This is a genomic window from Aestuariirhabdus haliotis, assembly GCF_023509475.1.
Classification (GTDB): domain Bacteria; phylum Pseudomonadota; class Gammaproteobacteria; order Pseudomonadales; family Aestuariirhabdaceae; genus Aestuariirhabdus; species Aestuariirhabdus haliotis.
The window spans coordinates 55,258-75,525 of record NZ_JAKSDZ010000009.1 but is presented as its reverse complement, the minus strand read 5'-3'; the positions used below and the strand labels follow the sequence as shown (position 1 = coordinate 75,525).

Here is a 20,268-nt window from a genome sequence, read left to right as displayed (position 1 = left end):
ATCGTGAAGATGACATTATTCGGCGAAAGGATGACGTAAAACGATTGTTTCCTTGCGGTCCGGACCCGTTGAGACAATATCGATAGGTGCGCCGACCAACTCGGCAATGCGCTTGATATAGGATTGCGCATTAGCAGGCAACGCATCGATTGATTGCGCGCCGATGGTCGATTCGCTCCATCCGGGCAGCTCCTCATAGATCGGTTGAAGCGCTTCGTAATCTTCGGCGTCCACCGGGCTGGCACTCAGCTCGCCCTCTGCATTGCGGTAACCCACACAAACCTGAATCTTTTCCAGGCCATCCATGACATCAAGCTTGGTCAGGCAGAGCCCGGAAATACTGTTGACCTGCACGGCATGGCGCAAAGCCACCGCATCGAACCAACCACAACGACGGGCACGACCCGTGGTAGCACCGAACTCATGGCCTTTCTTGGCCAGATGCTCACCCACTTCACAACCCAGTTCGGTCGGGAAAGGACCGGAACCCACACGAGTGGTATAGGCCTTGGTGATGCCGAGGATGTAGTCCAGATACAAAGGACCGACACCACTACCGGTTGCTGTACCACCGGCTGTGGTATTGGACGAGGTGACAAAAGGGTAAGTGCCATGATCGATATCGAGCAAGGATCCCTGCGCACCTTCAAACATGATTTTGTCACCATCGAGACGATGACGGTGCAGCTCATCAACCACGTTCACGACCATCGGCGCGAGGATCCGGCCCATCTCCAGGAAGCTATCCAGCACCTGTTGATAATCGATTGCGGGTTCCTGATAGTAATTGGTTAACATGAAGTTGTGATATTCCATCACCTCTTTCAGTTTGGTCGCAAAACGCTCTGGATACGCCAGGTCGGCTACTCGCAAACCACGACGTGCTACCTTGTCCTCATAAGCCGGGCCAATGCCACGACCGGTGGTACCGATCTTGGCGTTACCACGCGCTTTTTCCCGCGCCTGATCAAGGGCGATATGGAAAGGCAGAATCAACGGGCAGGCAGGGCTTAAACGCAAGCGCTCCGCAACGGGAATGCCCTGCTCCTCGAGTTCAGCCATCTCTTTCAACAGGGCTTCCGGTGATAACACGACGCCATTACCGATGTAACAGGTAACGCCTTCACGCAGAATACCCGAAGGAATCAGGTGCAATACCGTTTTTTCCCCATCAATCACCAAAGTATGACCGGCATTATGCCCACCCTGGAAGCGGACAACCGCAGCAGCTTGGTCGGTGAGCAAATCAACGATTTTGCCCTTGCCTTCATCACCCCATTGGGTGCCCAGCACTACAACATTTTTACCCATGACTGTTCTCTTTAACTTCGCTAGATAAACCTGCCCGTCGAACTATTGTTCAACCGACTCGATCTGCCAACCACCCGAGGTCTCCACCAGGCGACGATTGCAACCCAAATCAACCGCATCCTGCGACTGTCCCGGTAACTCATAAATCACACATTCGCCTTGCTCACGCAAGGACTGCACCAATTCAGCATCAGCGTGCTGGGGTGCAAAAATAGCCGTGGCCGGTTTGGCTTCTGAGGCCATTAACCCCAGCAAGAGCTTGAGGTCTGTACTAAAACCGGTGGCCGGCCGTGCTCGCCCAAAGGCGGCACCGATACCATCGTAACGTCCACCCTTGGCAATCGATTGACCGCTGCCCGGGAGGTAGGCCGCAAACACGACCCCAGTATGGTAGTTATAGTTGTATCCACTGAGTTCACTGAGATCGAAATACAGCGATACCTCAGGAAACGTCTGTTGTACCCCGGTGGCGATCTGCTGCAGCAGTTTTAGCGCTTCACGAACATCATCGGGGGCCGCTGCCAGCTTCTCGCTGGCAGCGGCCAAAATAGAGATATCACCATTGAGGTGAGGTAGCAGGCAAAGCATTTCGGCAATCGCAGGATCCGTTACCGAAGCCTCTACCAGTTCACGTATTTCCGGATTTGCCTTACGCTGCAGGGCGTCAAACAGGCGCTCCTGCTGATCATTATCGAGGCCCGATTCACGCACCAGACCGCGGAAAATGCCGGCGTGCCCCATATCCACATTGATGCGACTTTGACCTGCACGATGTAAGGTCGTCAGCATCAGCGACATGATCTCGACGTCACTCTGGAAACCGGCGTGGCCATATAGTTCCGCACCCAGCTGTATCGGGCTACGTGAGGCCGACGAGGCATCGGCCTTCGTGTGAAAAACACTACCGCAATAGCAGAGACGAACCGGACCCTCGCGTCGCAGGGTGTGGGCATCGATACGAGCCACCGATGGCGTGGTATCGGCCCTTAAACCCATCATACGCCCTGTCAGCTGATCGACCACTTTAAAGGTTTGCAGATCCAGGTCATGCCCGGCACCTGCTTGCAGGGATTCGAGGTATTCAATATGAGGGGGGATTACCAGCTCATAGCCCCAACTGGTATAGAGGTCGAGCAGCTCACGGCGCACCCTTTCAATCTGCGCCGCCGCAGCGGGCAACACCTCGTCGATCCCATCCGGCAGCAGCCAGCGATCAGCTATCGTCATTCGTTCAAACCTGTCATTCAGTTCACCAGGTAGAGCAGGCCCGTGCCGCATAGCATGGTTACCAGCCCCATTATCCTCAATGTTCGATCATCGACGGTCGCCAATTGCGCGACCAACACTCGCCAGCGGCGAGGATACAGAAAGGGAACGATTCCCTCCAGTACCAACATCAGGCAAAACGCCACTAGCAGCTGGTGCCAAAAATCCATTCGCACGCCCACTCATTCAAATCGGGGTCACAAAAAAACCGGGTGTTGGCCCGGTTTGAACAATAATAACACAACCTGTGTGGAGGGCAGAAGCATTCAGCCCTCCACAACTGCCAGAATCCTATTTGGCACCAGATTGCTTGAGATAGTGGAAGAAGTCACTATCGGGGTCAAGCACCATAATATCGCCTTGCTTGCGGAAGGTTTCTTTATAGGCCTGCAAGCTACGATAGAAGGAAAAGAACTCGGCGTCTGCATTATAGGCCTTGGCATAGATAGCCGCCGCCTTGGCATCGCCATCGCCTCGGGCTTTTTCTGCATCACGGAAAGCCTCCGCCAGCAACACACGCTTCTGACGGTCCGCATCCGCACGAATCACTTCAGCTTGCTCGTTACCCTGAGAACGTATCTCCTGAGCCTCTTTATCCCGCTCGGTCGCCATTCGCTCAAACACCGAATCGCTGACCTGAGGCGGCAGATCAATGCCCTTGATACGCACATCCGCTACGGCCACACCCAGCTCCTGGCGGGCAATGCCATTAAGGTTATTGGTGATGAACTCCATCAACTGATCTCGCTCGCCGGAAACCACTTCTTGCAAGGTCTTGCTACCAACAATGTTACGCAGACGAGATTCAACCCGCTGGGACAGCAGCTGGTTGGCACGACGTATATCACCGGACGTTGCGGTATAGAAGGTTTCAACGTTGTCGATGCGCCACTTAACAAAGGAGTCGATGATCAGGGCCTTTTTCTCCTGCGTCAGAAAACGCTCGGGAGAGGAATCCAACGTCAGCAAGCGACCATCAAAGATGCGCACCTTATCGATAAAGGGAGCCTTAATATGCAGACCCGGCTGCACATTCGGCTTGATCAATTCACCAAAGCGCAGTACGACCGCACGCTCACGCTCGCTGACCACATACAGGCTTTCCAAACCCAGCAGGACAACGGCTGCCAGCAGAATTACGCCTAACATACTCTTCGGGCTCATTGTGCATTCCTCCCACTACGAGTACTGGTATTGCTACGTGACCGTAGATCCTCGGCCACCTTGTTGGCCAGATCACGTACCTGCTGGGGGCTCAGCTCCACCTTGCCACCGGACGTAATACTGGTTTGTTCTTGCATGATTTTGTCGAGAGGCAGATACATCATGTTATTACCACCCTCCACATCAACCAGCACCTTGTTACTCTTACCCAGCACTTCCTGCATGGTGTCCAGGTACAGACGCTGACGAGTCACCTCGGGCGCCTTCGTATACTCAGCCAATAACTGGCTGAAACGGCTCGCCTCACCTTCCGCCCGTGCAATCACTTCCTGACGATAACCTTCGGCTTCCTCCAGCATACGCTGAGCTTCACCGCGTGCCTCTGGAACGATGGCATTGGCGTAGGATTGTGCACGGTTCTGGGAACGTTCCTTATCCTCTCGAGCCCGGATTACGTCATCAAATGCGGCCTGAACTTCACGGGGAGCAGAGGTACTCTCGACGTTAATTTTACCGACATTGATACCAGAGCCGTAGTTATCGATATAGCTTTGCAGGCGCTCACGCACCTCATCAGCCATAGCTTCACGCCCTTCGGTCAGCACCGAGTGCATCTCCGAACCACCCACAACATGACGCAAGGCACTTTGCGTGGCTTGCTCGAGACTGCTCTCGGGGTTCTCAACATTGAGCACAAAGTCTTTCAACTCGGCGATATTGTATTGAACCGACATGGCAACCTCGACGATATTCTCGTCTTCGGTCAGCATCTGGTGGCGCAGATTATAGGTCCGAAACTCCGTCACATTTTCCTGATACTTGCTATCAATAGGCGGAAAATAGATATGCAGACCTGGATTTACGGTTTCAAGGTACTCACCGAAACGCAGTACAACCGCCCGCTCTTTCTGGTCGACGATATAGACTGCGTTCCATATATAAGCCGCAAAAGCGACCAGTAATACGACAATCAACATACCGCTGCTGCCACTACTGGATGAGGAAGCCCCCCCTCCTTTGCCACCGAAGATGCCGTTCAGCTTCTCCTGGAGCTTGCGGAATGCCTCGTCGAGGTCTGGCGGCCCCTGGTTTCCACCTCGATTGCCACCCCCCCAAGGGTCCTGATTTTTGCCGTTACCACCCGGTTCATTCCAGGCCATAGCCTTCTCCATTACAGCGTGCGTGAAAAGTATACTGAATTGACAGCGTATTGGATCAATCCAGCGTTGATTCGTTAATCAAAGTTAAACGATTTTATGTAGCCTCACCCTCGGCTGCAAGCCCATCCAGGGATTCATCGTCCAGCAGGGGAAGTGGATCAAGACCTGCTTCCTTTAACAATCGCGCTAAATCATGGCGAGGCATTCTCACCTCAACCAGCATTTGACCGCTCTCATCATGATGCTCCTGAACGACGCCACCCAAGGCAAACAGTCGCGCCCTCAGACGCCCCTGATCGGGGGCCAGGGGCAGATCCATATGCACCAAATCTTCGCCCAGACGCTCACTGATCGCCTGCAACAACAACTCAATACCCGCACCGCTATGGGCGGAGCACCAGATGCGCTCGGGCTCACCATGTTCATTACGCTGGATACGAGGCTCAACCCCCTCCAGCAGATCGATTTTATTGTAAACCTGTAACACAGGAACCTCGCCGGCCCCGATTTCGTTCAACACCAGGTTCACCTGATGAATATTGTCATCCCGTTCAGGATCGGCTGCGTCCACTACATGCAATAAAAGATCGGCTTGAGCCGACTCTTCCAGCGTTGCCCGGAACGCTTCGACCAATTTATGGGGAAGATGACGAATAAAGCCCACAGTGTCAGCCAGCACGACCGGGCCGAGCTCATCAACATTAATACGACGCAGAGTCGGATCAAGCGTCGCAAACAGCTGATCGGCCGCATACACCTCGGCATCGGTCAGATGATTAAACAGGGTGGACTTGCCGGCGTTGGTGTACCCAACCAGCGAGACATTAGGAATCTGCGCCCGGCGACGGGAACGCCGCCCCTGATCACGCTGCTTGCGCACTCGCTCGAGACGCTTGGTGATGGCTTTGATACGGCCCCGCAATAAACGTCGATCGGTTTCCAGCTGGGTTTCACCCGGACCACGCAGACCAATACCACCCTTCTGCCGCTCCAGGTGGGTCCAACCACGAACCAGCCTTGTGCTCATATGCTGTAATTGAGCCAGTTCGACCTGCAACTTACCCTCGTGGGTGCGGGCACGCTGAGCAAAGATATCCAGAATCAGGCCCGTACGGTCGAGCACACGACACTGAAACTCCTGCTCAAGATTTCGTTCTTGAGAAGGGCTCAGGGCGTGATTGAAAATAACGATATCAGCTTCGTGGTGAGCGACCAGATCTCGTATCTCATCCACCTTGCCTCGCCCCACAAAGAAACGGGGGCTAGGCTGCTGTCGAGCGACCGAAAGAAAAGCTACCGCTCGAGCACCCGCCGAGCTGACCAGCTCTTCAAACTCACGGGGATCTTCACGCTCGCTGTCTTCTGAGAATTCGGGATGAACCAGTATGGCATGCTCACCACCTTCGTGGCGTTCAAAAAACAACGAGTAACTCCAACTGTTTAAGCACTTCCGGCTTCACCGGCTTCCTGAGCAGGCACAGGCATACGAACCGGCCGACTTGGAACCACGGTAGAGATGGCATGTTTGTACACCATCTGGCTGACTGTGTTTTTTAATAGAATAACGAATTGATCGAAGGATTCGATCTGGCCCTGCAACTTAATACCGTTGACCAGATAGATAGAAACGGGGATGCGCTCCTTGCGCAATACGTTCAGGTAAGGGTCTTGTAGGGTATGCCCTTTTGACATTGTGCTACTCCTTAAGTAGAAAAATTGGTGGCAAGACTGGTGTCAGGACCGCCCTGCTAGCGTTTTATGATGGTAGGCAGCGCCCATTTTCAGGCACTTCAAGAACCTGCCACCCTATGCTCTCGAATTATAGACTTCAATACGTAATAGTCGCTATAAAAACCTGACGACTGCTTTGAAAGCTCTATATGAGGTCGGGTGGAAACTTTTTCAAGGCACTTTCTGTTAATTGGTCCGACAAACTGTCAAGCCAATGCAAATCCCCCCAACTTCGCAACCAGGTATATTGACGCTTGGCCAATTGACGGGTTGCGATGATGCCTTTTTCGACCATGGCCTCTCGTTCGAGTTCCCCGTCGAGATATTCCCAGACTTGCCGATAACCTACCGAGCGAATCGAAGGCAGCTTAAGATTCAGATCGCCTCGTTGATACAGTTGTTCAACCTCTTCAATAAACCCTTGCTCCATCATCTGCTGAAAGCGCAACGCGATCCGCTCGTGCAAAACAGAACGATCGTCCGGGGCCACAGCGATTGACAAAATACGAAACGGAAAAGGTTCCGAACGAGCATTGCGCTGCTCTTCACGCAAACGAGTCATGCTTTTTCCGGTTAACTCAATCAGCTCAAGAGCGCGCTGCAAGCGCTGGGGATCGTTAGGATGAATCCGCGCCGCCGACTCAGGATCAAGTTTCGCCAAACGTTCGTGCAGCTCCCCCCAACCAGACCTTTCCGCTTCATCCAGCAAACGCTGACGAATTCCCTCATCGGCCCCCGGCATATCCGCCAGACCATCGCGCAGCGCCTTAAAGTACAGCATGGTGCCACCGACCAGCAGCGGTACTCGACCTTGCCCGGCACTGATCCGCATCGCCTCGAGAGCATCTTCGGCAAACTGGGCCGCCGAATAGGGATCGGCTGGATCACGAATATCTATCAACTGGTGCGGTGCCCGCTGCAACAACTCGGGCTCGGGCTTGGCCGTGCCGATATTCATTTCACGGTAAACCATGGCCGAGTCGACACTGATCAGGTCGCAAGGCAATCGTTCGGAAAGCTCAACCGCCAGGTCGGTTTTACCGGCAGCCGTTGGCCCCATCAGGAAAATGGCCCAGGGGCGCTGGTCTTTTTTTACTGACACGATTTAACGTCCCCTGAGGAACAGTTTGTCGAGCTCACCCATATCCAACTGAGTCCAGGTAGGTCGACCATGATTGCACTGACCACTGCGTTCGGTTGTTTCCATATCACGCAACAAGGCATTCATTTCCGGAAGTGTCAGGCGACGGTTCGCACGTACAGAGCCATGACAGGCCATAGTTGAGAGAATTTCATGTTGTCGTGCCTCCAGCAGATCACTACTGCCTTCCACCAACAGATCAGCCAATAGATCCCGAAGCAGTTGTTCGACATCTGCATTGCGCAACAAGGCCGGCAGTTGACGCACGGTCAGGGTCTCCGGGCCCATTCGCTCGACCGCCATACCCAGGCGTTGCAACAGGTCTTGCTGCTGTTCAGCGCAATCCGCTTCGCGCTGACTGACAGCAACAGAGACCGGTACCAGCAGAGGCTGACTGGTAATACCCTGGTCGGCCCAGGTCGCTTTCAGCCGTTCATACGTAATACGTTCGTGAGCCGCATGCATATCCACCAGAATCAATCCGTGCTGGTTTTCAGCCAAAATAAAGATGCCCTTGAGCTGGGCCAGCGCGTAGCCCAGCGGCGGAATTTCTTCCTCTTCATTTTGGTCAACAGAATTCATCAGCGAATTAGAGGAACCATTACCGGGCAGCAACTGATCAACTGCGGCGTGCATACTCTTGTACGTAGCCAGCTGATCACTGACACGACCCTCGGGTGGGCGCTCATTCCAACTCGTGTTATTTCCTGGCTGTAATGCCATCGAACGCTGACCGGCAAATTCTCCTGCTGCCGCACCGGACATTTGCAGCTCCGGAGTTTCGGAGGAGCCAGTGGTCGCCGTTAACTGGTCCTTGGGACGCACTTCAGCCAGCACCCGATGCAGGGTGCTAAAGAGAAAGTTGTGCACATTGCGACCATCACGGAATCGCACTTCGTGCTTGGTCGGATGCACATTGACATCGACCCCGGTGGGGTCAAGCTCAAGATAGAGCACAAAGGTCGGATGACGACCATTGTAGAGCACATCGCGATAAGCCTGCCGAACCGCGTGGGCCACCAGCTTGTCACGAATCACTCGACCATTAACATAAAAATATTGCATATCCGCATGGCTACGGGAGAACGTCGGTAACCCCACCCAGCCCCAAAGACGCAAGCCCGAAGCTTCAACATCCACGCACACGGCATTATCGATAAAAGCCGGACCACATAGCATGGCAATACGGCGCTCACGCTCCATCTGACTGTCAGCAGGTTTTAGTTGATGGATGGTGCGCAAGTTATGCCGAAGATGAAAGCCCACATCGAAACGACTGAGCGCAAGCCGCTTGATCACCTCTTCCAGATGTCCGAATTCGGTCTTTTCCGTACGCAAAAATTTACGCCGCGCGGGGGTATTAAAGAACAGATCTCTAACCTCGACGGTGGTGCCTCGCGGATGGGCTATTGGAGTGACCACCGCATCCATATCACGCCCCTCGGTCTGCACCTTCCAACCCGTCTCCTGCCCCTCGCAGCTTGAACTGAGCGACAGCTTGCTAACCGAACTGATACTGGCCAAGGCTTCACCACGAAATCCCAGACTGCCAACCGCTTCCAGGTCTTCCAGTTCGCTGATTTTACTGGTGGCATGACGACTCAGCGCTAACGGCAACTGTTCCTGGGGGATCCCCCAGCCATCATCACGAATTCGAATCAGTTTTACCCCACCTTGCTCTACTTCGACGTCGATACGCCGAGCACCGGCATCGAGGCAGTTTTCCAATAACTCCTTGACCACCGAGGAAGGGCGCTCAACCACCTCGCCAGCCGCAATCTGGTTGGCCAACCTAGGGGGTAATAACTGAATTTTTTTCATAGTAAAGCAACAATAAACGAGGCGTGGTAACAGCCCGTCAGTGTACCTGAGCTCATCTCGGCTCAACAGGGGCTGGCGTCAGATTTCAGGGAATCTGCAACACCTGACCGACGCGAATCACATCGGCACTGAGATTGTTGTGATGGCGCAGGCTGGCCACGGTGACCCGATATCGCGAAGCAATCGACGACAGGGTATCACCTCGTTTGATCACGTGCCGGGGACGATCTCCACTCTTGCGACTCGCCAGATAGGTACCAGGCGGCGGGGTTCGGGCAAAATATCGTTTAACACCGGTAAAAATCGAGCGGGCGAGCTTTTTCTGGTGCGAAGAACTGGCCAGATTTTTGCCATCTCTGGGGTTCGTAATAAAGCCGGTTTCCACCAATATGGAAGGAATATCGGGAGACTTCAGCACCACAAAGGCCGCCTGCTCTACTCTGGGCTTATGCAGCCGATTGACCCGCCCGACCTCTTTCAAAACTTCGGAACCCGCATTAAGACTGGCCGACAGGCTCGCCGTCATGGACAGATCCAGCAACACTCCCGCCAATACAGAGTCCTTGTCATCGAGACTGACCCCACCAACACCACCGATCAAGTCAGCATTGTTCTCACTGTTCGCCAGCCAACGGGCCGTCTCCGAGGTCGCACCCCGCTGGGAGATCGCAAATACCGACGCGCCATTAGCCTTGCGATTTTTAAAGGCATCGGCGTGAATCGACACCAGCAGATCGGCATTCGCCTTACGCGCCAGCTGGGTTCGCTTGCGCAGGCCGACATAATAGTCTCCCGTACGAATCAGGACTGGTTTAAAACCGGGCTCCCGCTGTAGCAACGCCGCTAATTCCTTGGCGATTTTCAGTACTACTTTTTTCTCTTTCAAACCTCGATAGCCGATGGCGCCGGGGTCTTCTCCTCCGTGCCCGGCATCGATGGCGATTATGACATCGGCCGAACGCGAGGCACCAGGAGCAGTCACCTTTTCAACCGTTTTAACGGACGACTTTTTCTGATCATCCAGATCCAGTACCAGGCGGTGACCGTAAGAAGCGTTGGGCTTGAGTAAAAAACTGCGGGGCTTTACGTTGCCACTCAGGTCCAGCACGATGCGCAGATCCTTACCATTGCGCTGCGCCCAACGCAGTTGCTTAACCGGGGTTTTCTCGGTTGCCAGGGATTTCATACCCGAAGCCATCCGGGCATTGGTCAAGTCGATGACCAGGCGATCGGGGGAGGACAAAGGAAAAACCCGATGCTCCACAGGACCATTGAGGTCAAACACCAGCCGGGTACTATCGGGGGCACGCCAGATTCGCATGCTTTCTACGGTTGCTGCCCAGGCACTCGTTGACAACATCCACTGTGCCACCAGCACCAAAGCCAAGCCAAACCATCTCATCCGCTGTTTACCCCATACTGCTTACCGACGACTGCCAGCATGATTTCCCCCCGAGGACTGGTAGCTTGTATGTCAATACGCCGCCCCGGTAACTCAACATCAAGGTGAAGCTCCAGATCACTACCTGGCAACCAGCCTTCCCCCCGCTGCGGCCATTCAACCAGACAAAGAGCATCATCGCCAAAATAATCTCTCACTCCGAGAAATTCCAACTCTTCGGGATCGCCCAGCCGATACAGATCAAAGTGATAAATGTTGCCCGAATCAAGCTCATAGGGCTCAACCAGGGTATAGGTAGGGCTCTTGACCGCCCCCTGATGACCCGCTGCCTGAACTACCCCCCGGCTCAGAGTTGTTTTCCCTGCCCCCAAACCACCAAAAAGATAAACCACGCCTTTTAGCTCGGTGGCTGAGGCCAGAACTTGACCCAAACGGACCATCTCTGACTCATTAGAAATATATAGATTCAATGACTTAGGCATGCAAGTTAATTAACACTATTAATGTTCTTGCGTATTTGTACCAGTAAATCGCTCGGCAGCAAACCTCTTAGCCCCTGAAACCGGGCAATTTCGTCCGCCGACTTGCTGTGTAACCAGCATCCTAGCGTGGCAGCATCAATACTCGTCATCCCCTGTGCCATCAGTGACCCAATCACTCCCGACAACAGATCACCCATCCCGCCTACCGCCATACCTGGATTGCCTGCACCGCAAAGTCTCAAGGGAGGCGCGGCATGGGCTACCAGCGTACCGACCCCTTTCAACAACACAACCGAATCATACTCTTGCTGCAACCTAGCAACGGCCAAAAACCTGTCACGCTGAATAGCTTCAGTGCTCGTGCGCAGCAACCGGGCTGCCTCGCCCGGATGAGGAGTAAGTACACGCTCACCTTGATGCACCTGTATCAAATCGGAGTTATCTGCAATCAGGTTCAGAGCATCCGCATCGAGCAACAGGGGAATATTACTGCGCAAGGCGGTTAGTAATAACTCCTGCGCCCATTCGTCCTGCCCGAGGCCTGGCCCCAGGATAAGTGCATCTTTCCCGGCCAGTAGCAAACGCAGCTCACTCCCACCCTCAACCGCGCGCGCCATTAACTCGGGCTGACGAGCAATAAACGCACTCACATGCTCGGCGCGAGTGGCCACAGACACCAGCCCTGCCCCCGAGTAGAGCGCCGCTTCGGCGGCCAAGAGAGCAGCCCCGCCCATGCCTCGATTACCTCCGACCACCAGCACATGCCCATGGCGACCCTTGTGTGAATCTGCTTGCCGAACGGGCAATTTGGCCAACAGAGGCTTCGGGTCGATCAGTTCAACATCGGCCGGCTGCTGGCGGAACACCAGCGAAGGCACATCAAGGTCATCGTATTCAAGCTTGCCGGTGCACAGGGGACCCTGCGCCGTTAGCAACCCTTGCTTGAGTCCTATAAAGGTTACCGTAATATCGGCACGCACGGCGCAGCCCAGCTCCGCACCAGTATCGGCGCAGAGCCCGGAAGGAATATCCACCGCTAACACTGCCGCGCCAGTAGCATTGATTGCCGTAATAGCCTCGACATAAGGGCCACGCACCTCACCACTCAAACCGGTGCCCAATAAGGCATCGACCAGCAATTCAGCCTGTAAAACCATACCCGGCTGCCAAGACTGGATAGCAACCCCACACTCGACCGCTTGTTGGTACGCGCTGGCGGCATCCCCCCTGAGCTTTTCGGGTTCACTCAGACTGATGATCGACACGTTCATGCCGGCCTGCTTAGCCAATGCGGCCACGAGGTAGCCGTCACCCGCATTGTTACCCGCGCCACAGAGGACGCAGATCCGACCTTCAGCACCGTACTCTTCCAGCAGACTATCAAAGCAGCTTTGCGCGGCCCGTGTCATCAACTCGAAACCGGGCACGCCCTGCTCTTCAATGGTTAAACGATCCAGATCACGAACCTGCTCCGCTCGGTAGAGCCCCTGTGGTAGACTGCGTTTCATCTTATCTCCCGGCAATCCTGTTCCCTTCTGCCAGTATGCCAGAGCCGAACGATCACAACCACGAACCCCATGCCTCAAGACAGCACCCTCGATTACCAGCAACTCGCCGCCGATATTCATCACTGGGGGCGAGAGCTGGGCTTTCAACAGATAGGCATCGGCAGTGTCGATCTGGCCGAGCACGAGCAACATCTGCAGCAATGGCTGGATAAAGGCTATCACGGTGAGATGGATTACCTGGCCCGACACGGCAACATGCGCAGCCGACCCGCCGAACTATTGCCCGGCACCCTAAGAGTCATCAGTGCTCGCATCGACTATCTGCCCCCCGACACAAACGCCATTCGCATTCTAAACAACCCCGACAAAGCCTATCTGTCGCGCTATGCGCTCGGCCGTGATTATCACAAACTGGTGCGAAAACGCCTGACCCAGCTCGGCAAACAGATTGAGCAAGCAGTAGGGCAACATGGCTACCGGGCTTTTGTCGATAGCGCCCCGGTGCTGGAACGTGCGCTCGGCAGTCGCAGCGGCCTGGGCTGGATCGGCAAAAACACCATGCTGATTAACCGCCAGGCAGGTTCCTGGTTTTTTCTCGGCGAGCTGTTTACCGATCTACCGCTGCCCCTCGACGAAGCCGACGACGCGGACCATTGCGGTCGCTGCACAAAGTGCCTCGAGGTTTGCCCGACCAATGCCTTTGTTAACGAGCACGAGCTCGATGCCCGCCGCTGCATCTCTTACCTGACCATTGAACTTAAGGGGGCCATTCCCCTGGAGCTGCGCGAGCCCATGGGCAATCGGGTTTTTGGTTGCGACGACTGCCAGCTGGTCTGTCCCTGGAATCGTTTCGCCAAAGCCAGCAGCGAAACCGACTTTCGCCCCCGCCACCAGCTCGACAGCAGCGACCTGGCCGACCTGTTCACCTGGACCGAAGAGCAGTTCCTGGACCGCACCGCCGGATCGCCCATTCGCCGCAGCGGATATGCTGGCTGGTTAAGAAACCTTGCGGTCGGTCTGGGCAACGCACCCACCAGCCCAAAGGTCGTGGATGCGCTGCTGGCCCGACGTGATATTGAAGATGCCATGGTACGGGAGCATATCGAGTGGGCGCTGGAGCGCCACCCGATCAATCCAGCTTAAGGAAATGTTCGCGGTAGTAACGAAGTTCTTCGATGGAATCGCGAATATCATCCAGCGCCAAATGGGTACCCTGCTTTTTCACCCCCGCCAGAATTTCCGGTTTCCAGCGCCGCGCCAACTCTTTGAGCGTGCTGACATCGAGGTAACGGTAATGAAAATAATTTTCCAGCTCGGGCATATAACGTTCCAGGAAGCGACGATCCTGGCCGATCGTATTGCCGCAAATAGGGGAGCTGTTTGGCTCGGTATGGAGTCGTAAAAAATCCAGCGTTTTCTGTTCTGCCTCGGCTTCGCTGATGGTGCTGTCGAGTACCCGCCGGGTTAAACCACTGGCACCATGGGTGCGCGTACACCATTCATCCATACCCTCGATCAGGGAAGTTGACTGGCGTACCGCCATCACCGGTCCTTCCGCAATAAGGTTTAACTGAGGATCCGTAACGATGGTGGCAATCTCGATGATTCGATCCGCTTCCGGATCCAGCCCGGTCATCTCCAGATCGATCCATATCAGGTTTTCCTTTTTCGACATCCTCAGTTCTCCGGTTGATAACGCGTTAAAGCTCCATAATAATGCCCTAGGCGCCCAGCCGTAAACGAAACAAGGATACTCCCCCTGAGCAAACGACGCTTGAACCGCCGCCAGAATTGGCGCATCCAGAAGATTCAGCAGGAACGTACCAAGCGCGCAGAAGCTCGGGAGGACAAGGTGCAAGAGCAGCTTCAGGCGGGCGAGCTGGGTAGCGAACAGCAAGGCACGGTGATTGCCCACTACGGCAGTCAGCTCGATGTCGAGCCGATCGGGCAGCCGGATGCATTGTTTCGATGCCACCTGCGGGCCAACCTGCCCCAACTGGTCACGGGAGACAAAATCATCTGGCGAGCCGGCGCGGACCAGAGTGGCGTCGTCGTCGCGGCCCAGGATCGCCGCTCAGAACTGTGCCGACCCGATAGCCGCGGCCAATTAAAACCAGTTGCGGCCAATATCGACTATATCGTTCAGGTCATCGCCCCCCTGCCAACGCCTCACGCCAATCTTATCGACCGCTATCTGGTCGCGGCCGAGGCGGTCGATATCGAACCGGTAATCCTGTTCAACAAAACCGATCTGGTGAACGAGCACAACCGCGAGCATTTCGATCAACTGCTAGCACGCTACCAACGAATCGGCTACAAGGTCATCCACGCATCAACTCTCGCCAGCACCGGGCTCGATGAAATCAAAGCACTGCTGCGCGACCATACCAGCGTGTTTGTTGGTCAGTCGGGTGTCGGCAAATCTTCCCTGATTAACGCCCTGCTGCCCGGCGTCGATATACGAGTTGGTGCCCTGTCGGAACAGACGGGCAAGGGCACCCATACCACAACTGCCGCTCGGTTATTCCACTTCCCGGCCGGTGGTGACCTGATCGACTCCCCCGGCATTCGCGAATTTGGCCTCGGACATATCGACCAGCCAACACTGATTGAGGGGTTTCGTGAATTCCGCCCCTTTCTGGGTTACTGCCGTTTCCGCGATTGCCAACACGAGCAGGAACCCGGTTGTGCACTATTGGAAGCTCTGGATGAAGGTAAAATCAGCCAGCAGCGGCTCGATAGTTACCGTCATATTTTATCGGGTAACTAACCGAGCCGCACCGGCTCAACATTAGAAATTCTGATCGGCAGGCAGCTCGTTCTGACCGGCTCGCTTCTTGGCATCAAACAGGTTAAATCGTTCATCCCCCTGACGCTTTGCTGAGGCCTCAGGGGCCGGTTTCACCTTCTTGTCCAGTCCGCCCGCCATACGTTCAATATTATTCTGGGTGCGCTTACTCATGATCAGGATATCGATTCGGCGATTGACCGGGTTGGTCGGATTGGCGGTATCAAACAGAATGGAATCCCCATAACCCACTACCTGGGCGACTTGCTCATCGGTGACACCACCAAATAGCAGGGTACGCCGCGCTGTATTAGCTCGGGCAGCCGATAGCTCCCAGTTACCCACATCTTCGCCCCTCATAAAGGGCGTGGCATCGGTATGACCACTGATGCTGACTTTGTTCGGCACCGAGCCAATGAGGGGAGCGATTTCCAACAAAATATCTTCGAAATAGTACTTCAGCTCCGAGCTGCCACTGGCGAACATTGGGCGCTGGCTATCATCCACCACTTGTATACGCAGACCATCGGGGGTGATCTCCATGATCAGCTGCTCCTTGAACCGACGCAGCATTTCGTTCTGTTCCACCTTGGCCTGCAGTTCGCTTAATAAGGATTCCAGGCGGGTTTCTTCAATCTGGTCAGCGATGGAGGTGATCTCTTCGGCATCCAGTCGTTTCGCCTCCTCTTCATCCAACGGAGAGCCGATACCTTCTTCTTCATTGACCGAAGCGGATCCCCCCATATCGATCACATAGGGGCTGGCACGCTCACTAAAGCCCGCCGGATCATTAAAAAAACCGGCGATCGCCAGTTTTTGCTCCGGAGTGGTTTGCGAGGTCAGCCAAAGCACCAGAAAAAAAGCCATCATAGCGGTCGCGAAATCCGCAAAGGCGATTTTCCAGGAACCACCATGATGCTTATGGCGCCCCTTGCGGACGCGCTTGATGATGATGGATTCGTCTTTATTCAAGGTTAACGGCCCCGAACATGATTCTCCAGCTCAGTAAAGCTGGGACGCACATCGCTGTAGATCGCCTTACGGCCAAACTCAACCGCTAACGCCGGTGGCATGCCTCCCAGAGAGGCAACCAGGCAGGCCTTGACCGTTTCATAGCCGTTAATCTCTTCCTGTGCGCCCTGCTCCAGCGCATTGCCCAGCGGCCCAACAAAGCCGTAAGCCGCCAAAATACCCAGAAAGGTACCCACCAAAGCGGCGGCAACGTGGGCCCCCAACTCTTCGGGGGGGCCGGCAATGCCTTCCATAGAGATCACGATACCCAAAACCGCCGCCACAATACCAAAACCCGGTAGCGCATCAGCCACTCGAATCACTGCCCCCCCCGGGCGTTCAGACTCCTCCATGCGGGTCTCGATTTCCATATCGAAGAGCGATTCCAGCTCGTGGGGCGCCATATTGCCCGAGGACATCAGACGCAGGTAATCCGCGATAAATTCGGTCAGGTGGCTGTCTTTAAGAATCGCCGGATAGCGAGTGAATACTGCGCTGGACTCGGGGTTATCGACATCGGATTCAATGGACATCATGCCATCTCGGCGGCTTTTATTCAGCAGGTCGTATAACAGTCCGAGCAAATCCATGTAAAAGGGTTTATTGAATCGGCTTCCAAACATCATCGCAGGAATTTTCTTGGCAACAGCAAGTTGCACATTCCAGGGGTTGGCGATCATAAAGCCACCCAGTGCAGCCCCACCAATAATGATCAACTCGAAGGGTTGCCATAGCGCCAGCAGCTTACCGTGCGAGAGAACGTAGCCTCCCAACACGCTAATTGTCACCAAAAGCATTCCAAACAGCTTGAGCATTTTGTCTTCCTGAACCTGTATCGAGCTTTAATTAAGAGGGCGGTAATGCCTGTCGTTAAAGCAAAATAACCATATAATGAGTTAAAAGCATAATCAACGATACGGCTAACAGCAAAAAGCGAACCTCTTTTATGAGCAGCGATCTCGAAATACGCACCGCACAAGACTGGAAAACACTGCTGGAGAGCAAGCCGCTACCGGTGATGGAGGACTCCTATCACAAGCTGCTTGGTGCTCTAAAAGATGAGAATACCTCTCTTTATAGTCTTGCCCAAATGATGAAGTCTTGCCCGGTGATCTGCTTGCATGTGCTGTCGACAGTAAACAAGTCACGCAAACCAGACGACTCCCGAGTGATCAATCTCGAGCATGCTCTGTCGTTGTTAGGCCTAACGCCACTGCAGCAATTACTGGCTAGCCTAAAACCCATTAATCCCCGTCATAGCGCGGCCAGTCAGTACTACTGCCAAGCCATCACCAGCAGTTATCACGCCGCCCGCCAAGCACAGCATTGGTATCAGGAACTCAACCGGGAGACCAGCGAAACGGCATTTTGGACCGCGATGTTCGCCCAAATGGTTCGTTGGCCTTTATGGCTTTACGCTCCCAATAAGATGCGGCAACTAAAAGCGAAAGTAGCCTCAGGAAAAAACCCTCAGACGAGCGAAGAGGAAGTACTGGGCTGCACGCTCGAGGAGCTTACCCAGCTGATGGATACTCACTGGCCCCTGCCACAGCTGGAAGCCCCTGAACGTCAGCAGCTCTCAACAGTATCAGCCTCGGAGTGGTTGCAACTGTCTCGCATCGCGATCAAACCGGTTTTGCAGCGCTTTGCCCAAGCACCTTTCTATGATCGTTATTTGTATTTAATGCACGACCACCGTGAGATCAAGCTGATCAAAAATGGCCTCGGCGGCACGGTTACCCTCGCCAACATGATCGCCGAAGAAGCCAATCATGGCTGGTACAGCACGCGAATGAGACGTCTTTTGCGGCTTCTGGCCCTGCTGATCAACCGGGACTTTGAAGACAGTGCAGATCTGTGCCACCAGACCGCCATTGATATCTCCCACGAGTCCATGAGTTGGTTAATGCCGCCTCCCGCCACGGCTTTGCTATGGCCAGTCCGACAATCGTCAATTCCACAAGCCAATATCAAGCAACCTGTAGCGTCTGCCCACAAAGTGCCCAAGACCCCGTCACCCGGCGTTACCCCCCGAAAGGCCAACCTGTCTCATTTCAAAGCGATTCATCAACAGTTGATCAAACAACCGCAGTCCGTTGAGGGCTTGCCGCAACTGGCCGAACTATTAGGCAGAGCTCTCTATCATGGCCTGGGCTTTGACCGGGTGGTGATCGCCCTGCCCAATAAAGAGCGTTCACGTCTGATCTCATTCAAACGCTTCGGGGACGATAACCTTCATTTCACGCTGGATCTTACGCAACGCTCGTTAATGCAAAATCTGATGCAAAAACCGGCTTCCGTCTGGGTAAAAGGCCCCCAACAAACAGCGCTCTGGAACCAGATCCCTCCCGCCTTCCTGCGTCTGGTTGCCAATGAACAGTTTTTCCTGCGTTCCTTGTTTGCCGGCGAGCGCAGTGCCGGCCTGATATTTGCGGATATGGGCATTAGCAAACGCCCACTGAGCGACCAGCACTACCAATACTTCCAGGCACTTGCCAAGGCCTCCGGCCCTGTACTAATGCATCTGGCCCGTAAACCAAAACCGGGTTCTCAGCCTTCGAAGAGTTAGCAGGCCCTCACCCCTCAACCGGGGAATCTGGTTTTATCAACGGGTTGGGGTACAATCGTGCGCTTGTCTTGTTGCAGTAGAGCCGTTTATGACCCAATTGCGCCATCTCCCCCTGATCCTTGAACCCGAAGAGCTGCAGCCATTGCTGGGGCACTCGGAGCTGCTGATTCTGGATCTGTGCCGCGGCGACCTGTACAGCCGTGCCCACGTCCCCGGGGCTATACATATAGAACCATCTCGCCTGATGCGACGGGAAGAACCCGCCATGGGCAAGTGCCCAACTCCCGAGCAGTTGCTGCAACTGTTCCGTGACATCGGTTATACCGGTCAGGAACACATCGTTGTCTACGATGATGAAGGGGGTGGCTGGGCCGGGCGCATGATCTGGACCCTGGACCTGATTCAGCACCCACATTACTCCTACCTCAATGGCGGCATGCTAGCCTGGCTAGACAGCGGACTGGCCACCGAACAGGCAGCCAACCAGCCTTCATCCAGCACCGTCGAGCTGGAATTTGATTTCAGTCCGCTGGTGTCTCGCGAAGCCCTGCAAGCACAATTAGGGAATGACGACCTGGTTATCTGGGATGCTCGCTCCGAGGCGGAATATCGGGGAGAGAAAGTCATGGCACTCCGCGGCGGCCACATTCCTGGCGCCATCAATTACGAATGGACCCGCGCCATGGATCGCAACCGCCAGCTACGTATTCGGGATGATCTGCTGCCCGAACTGGAAGCCCTGGGCATCGCACGCAACAAACGCATCGTGACCCACTGCCAGTCCCATCATCGTTCGGGTTTCACCTATCTGCTGGGCAAGGCACTCGGTTATGAGTCCATTCAAGCCTACGATGGTTCCTGGTCCGAATGGGGCAACCTGCCCGACACCCCGATTGACTGCTAATTTGCCCGAG

The 20,268-nt window shown here is 54.7% G+C and carries 19 protein-coding genes; 4 read left to right on the top strand and 15 right to left on the bottom strand.

Annotation, left to right across the window (positions count from 1 at the left end; all coding sequences use genetic code 11):
• Positions 1–15: 15 nt before the first annotated feature.
• The 12 genes from MIB40_RS08570 to MIB40_RS08515 all read right to left on the bottom strand — a co-directional run bounded on the left by MIB40_RS08570 (position 16) and on the right by MIB40_RS08515 (position 12,986).
• Complete coding sequence (locus tag MIB40_RS08570) at positions 16–1,311, bottom strand: adenylosuccinate synthase (protein ID WP_249693050.1); 1,296 nt, start codon at positions 1,309–1,311, stop codon at positions 16–18.
• Positions 1,312–1,353: 42 nt separating this feature from the next.
• Positions 1,354–2,538 carry an ATP phosphoribosyltransferase regulatory subunit gene (locus MIB40_RS08565; RefSeq protein WP_249693048.1) on the bottom strand — a complete coding sequence of 395 codons (1,185 nt, stop codon included), beginning with the start codon at positions 2,536–2,538 and terminating at the stop codon, positions 1,354–1,356.
• 17 nt (positions 2,539–2,555) lie between these two features.
• Positions 2,556–2,747, bottom strand: coding sequence for a DUF2065 domain-containing protein (locus MIB40_RS08560; protein WP_249693047.1), 192 nt, complete (start codon positions 2,745–2,747; stop codon positions 2,556–2,558).
• Positions 2,748–2,868: 121 nt separating this feature from the next.
• Positions 2,869–3,741, bottom strand: coding sequence for a protease modulator HflC (hflC, locus tag MIB40_RS08555; protein WP_249693046.1), 873 nt, complete (start codon positions 3,739–3,741; stop codon positions 2,869–2,871).
• A complete protein-coding gene (hflK, locus tag MIB40_RS08550; protein WP_249693045.1) occupies positions 3,738–4,901 on the bottom strand; it encodes an FtsH protease activity modulator HflK in 1,164 nt (387 codons plus the stop codon). The genes hflC and hflK overlap by 4 nt, the downstream gene beginning before the upstream one ends.
• A 94-nt stretch (positions 4,902–4,995) precedes the next feature.
• Complete coding sequence (gene hflX / locus MIB40_RS08545) at positions 4,996–6,324, bottom strand: ribosome rescue GTPase HflX (RefSeq protein ID WP_249693044.1); 1,329 nt, start codon at positions 6,322–6,324, stop codon at positions 4,996–4,998.
• A gap of 17 nt (positions 6,325–6,341) precedes the next feature.
• On the bottom strand, positions 6,342–6,593 hold the full coding sequence (hfq, locus tag MIB40_RS08540) for an RNA chaperone Hfq (RefSeq protein ID WP_249693038.1): 252 nt from the start codon (positions 6,591–6,593) through the stop codon (positions 6,342–6,344).
• Positions 6,594–6,777: 184 nt separating this feature from the next.
• Positions 6,778–7,692 (bottom strand): tRNA (adenosine(37)-N6)-dimethylallyltransferase MiaA, encoded by a 915-nt coding sequence (gene miaA / locus MIB40_RS08535; protein ID WP_249693086.1) that lies wholly within the window; start codon positions 7,690–7,692, stop codon positions 6,778–6,780.
• 45 nt (positions 7,693–7,737) lie between these two features.
• Positions 7,738–9,594 (bottom strand): DNA mismatch repair endonuclease MutL, encoded by a 1,857-nt coding sequence (gene mutL, locus MIB40_RS08530; RefSeq protein WP_249693032.1) that lies wholly within the window; start codon positions 9,592–9,594, stop codon positions 7,738–7,740.
• A gap of 85 nt (positions 9,595–9,679) precedes the next feature.
• Complete coding sequence (locus MIB40_RS08525) at positions 9,680–10,996, bottom strand: N-acetylmuramoyl-L-alanine amidase (RefSeq protein ID WP_249693031.1); 1,317 nt, start codon at positions 10,994–10,996, stop codon at positions 9,680–9,682.
• Positions 10,993–11,478: a tRNA (adenosine(37)-N6)-threonylcarbamoyltransferase complex ATPase subunit type 1 TsaE gene (gene tsaE, locus MIB40_RS08520; RefSeq protein WP_264758498.1), complete on the bottom strand. Its 486-nt coding sequence runs from the start codon at positions 11,476–11,478 to the stop codon at positions 10,993–10,995. Before tsaE ends, MIB40_RS08525 begins: the two co-directional genes overlap by 4 nt.
• 5 nt (positions 11,479–11,483) lie before the next feature.
• Positions 11,484–12,986 carry an NAD(P)H-hydrate dehydratase gene (locus tag MIB40_RS08515; RefSeq protein WP_249693025.1) on the bottom strand — a complete coding sequence of 501 codons (1,503 nt, stop codon included), beginning with the start codon at positions 12,984–12,986 and terminating at the stop codon, positions 11,484–11,486.
• Between the two features lie 69 nt (positions 12,987–13,055).
• On the opposite strand from MIB40_RS08515, the gene queG reads away from it, so the two are divergent.
• Positions 13,056–14,129: a tRNA epoxyqueuosine(34) reductase QueG gene (gene queG, locus MIB40_RS08510; RefSeq protein WP_249693024.1), complete on the top strand. Its 1,074-nt coding sequence runs from the start codon at positions 13,056–13,058 to the stop codon at positions 14,127–14,129.
• Here queG and orn read toward each other — a convergent pair.
• Positions 14,116–14,661, bottom strand: coding sequence for an oligoribonuclease (gene orn, locus MIB40_RS08505; protein ID WP_249693019.1), 546 nt, complete (start codon positions 14,659–14,661; stop codon positions 14,116–14,118). The genes queG and orn overlap by 14 nt on opposite strands.
• Before the next feature lie 84 nt (positions 14,662–14,745).
• On the opposite strand from orn, the gene rsgA reads away from it, so the two are divergent.
• Positions 14,746–15,756, top strand: coding sequence for a small ribosomal subunit biogenesis GTPase RsgA (rsgA, locus tag MIB40_RS08500; RefSeq protein ID WP_249693084.1), 1,011 nt, complete (start codon positions 14,746–14,748; stop codon positions 15,754–15,756).
• Between the two features lie 21 nt (positions 15,757–15,777).
• Here the strand turns inward: rsgA and motB are convergent, their stop codons facing one another.
• Together motB and motA are read right to left on the bottom strand one after the other, a co-directional pair.
• Entirely contained in the window at positions 15,778–16,746 is a 969-nt protein-coding gene (gene motB, locus MIB40_RS08495; protein ID WP_249693017.1) for a flagellar motor protein MotB, read from the bottom strand.
• Positions 16,747–16,748: 2 nt separating this feature from the next.
• The gene (gene motA / locus MIB40_RS08490) at positions 16,749–17,600 is read right to left on the bottom strand and encodes a flagellar motor stator protein MotA (RefSeq protein WP_249693015.1); all 852 of its coding nucleotides are present in this window, start codon (positions 17,598–17,600) and stop codon (positions 16,749–16,751) included.
• 131 nt (positions 17,601–17,731) lie between these two features.
• Between motA and MIB40_RS08485 the strand changes: the two genes are divergently transcribed.
• Positions 17,732–19,354, top strand: coding sequence for an HDOD domain-containing protein (locus tag MIB40_RS08485; protein WP_249693013.1), 1,623 nt, complete (start codon positions 17,732–17,734; stop codon positions 19,352–19,354).
• 88 nt (positions 19,355–19,442) lie between these two features.
• A complete protein-coding gene (locus tag MIB40_RS08480) occupies positions 19,443–20,258 on the top strand; it encodes a rhodanese-like domain-containing protein (protein ID WP_249693011.1) in 816 nt (271 codons plus the stop codon).
• Positions 20,259–20,268 lie beyond the last annotated feature (10 nt).